Annotated in this window: 3 protein-coding genes; all 3 read right to left on the reverse strand. The window is 64.4% G+C overall.

Annotated features, from left to right (window positions below; translation table 11 throughout):
* A partial coding sequence (locus FL311_RS43135) for a hypothetical protein (RefSeq protein WP_141333481.1) occupies window positions 1-180 on the reverse strand: 180 nt, incomplete at its 3' end.
* 307 nt (window positions 181-487) lie between these two features.
* Window positions 488-1063, reverse strand: coding sequence for a DUF1629 domain-containing protein (locus tag FL311_RS43140; protein WP_141333483.1), 576 nt, complete (start codon window positions 1061-1063; stop codon window positions 488-490).
* A 19-nt stretch (window positions 1064-1082) separates the two neighbouring features.
* Window positions 1083-1431 (reverse strand): AHH domain-containing protein (locus tag FL311_RS43145; protein WP_194869640.1); only part of this gene is annotated, 349 nt, incomplete at its 5' end.

Consider the following 1431-nt stretch of genomic DNA (forward strand, 5'->3'; position numbering starts at 1 on the left):
CCCCGCGGCCCAGCCCACCGCCTGCCCACCAAAGTCCGTCCAGGTCCAGTTCGACTCCCGCATGAGCCCCGACACCGGGGATGCCTCCGGTGACAGGGTGGCCTCCGCGCGAACCGTGGTGGAAGAGAACCCCAGGCCGACAACACCCACCACTGCAATCGTCTTGAGAACGGCGTTCAAGTGACACCTCCGGTATGCCGGCACACCCCATGTGCCGAGAGCGTTTGGAATCGGAGCTTCTGGAGGGCGCTGACAACGGCCCGCGGCGTGGCACCCTCGATTCGTGCCGGACCGCCGGGCTTTCAGGCCATGCGGATGCGCATGGTCTGTGTTTGATTCCAGTGGATGGACGTCATGCAGAGCCCCCTTCCAGCGATGAGTCAACCCAGTATCGGGGGGCGCCCCATCACCGGCCATACCTCGCGAGAGGTAGAGCGTCGTAATCGTTCAGCGAAGGGGGCTCGAAGGGCCTGCGGACCGCGGACGGTCAGACCTCTTCGAACTCGGCGCCCGTGACGTTCGCTCGCTCCAGGGCTGTTTTGATGTCCTCGGAGACGATGAGGGCAACGGGCCAGCCCCAGGTGCGGAACACCTTCGCGTCGCCGACGCGTGAGTGGTCGAGCTTCATGCCGAAGACGCTGCGGTACTGGCCGAGCATGTCCGGCCGCTCATCCTCCGGCTTCCAATAGAGGACGTCCTCCGTCGCCGCGTCGTCGATGCATCGGACCAGCTTCGTGGCGACGAGCACGAGGTACTCATCCGGGCAGCCCGCGATGTTCGCGGGGAGCAGTTGAACGTCCTCAGGAGCAAGCTCCGCGAAGAGGGCAGCCACTCGAACATGGACAACAGGGGTCATGCTGACGCCCGCCAGGCTGAAGTCACGTCGTCGCCCGGCTTCCTGAATGGGGAGCGTCAGTCGGCCATGCGTCGTCGCGGGTCGTCCCGACGTGAACTCCCAGAGGTCATCCGGTTCCTGTCCCCGCTCGTCCAGCGGAACCCCCAGGTACCAACTGCCAGCCTGAACGTTCTCGGCAAGACTGAAGTAACGAGAGTGCTTCGGCATGGTGGATGACCTGACGACCTCATTTTCGTTGAGTCAGAAGCCTGTGAAGATACGAACCTGGGGTCTGGGCATCCTTGCCGAGAAGCGCCAGTTCGCTGGTGAGTCGTTTCCGGCAATCTACCACCCTCCGGCAGTTCCCCAATGCCCTCGCCAGCCGCCCCATGACGAACCGATGATATCGCTCGGGATGAGGCCCCTTGTGACCGACGACCTCGACGATGTTCTCGGGGTCCTTGAGCTGCATCCCGGCCCGTTGGAAGAGCTCGCGGAATCGCGGTGACCAGGGGCCGCCGCGCACGGTGGAGACGTCGTTCTTGTTCGTGGCGATGTGGTGACGCTCGCTCCTGCCTTGCATCCCCTGGCTCGCC

Source organism: Myxococcus sp. AB025B, from assembly GCF_006518215.1.
In the GTDB taxonomy this organism is placed as follows: Bacteria; Myxococcota; Myxococcia; order Myxococcales; family Myxococcaceae; genus Myxococcus; species Myxococcus fulvus.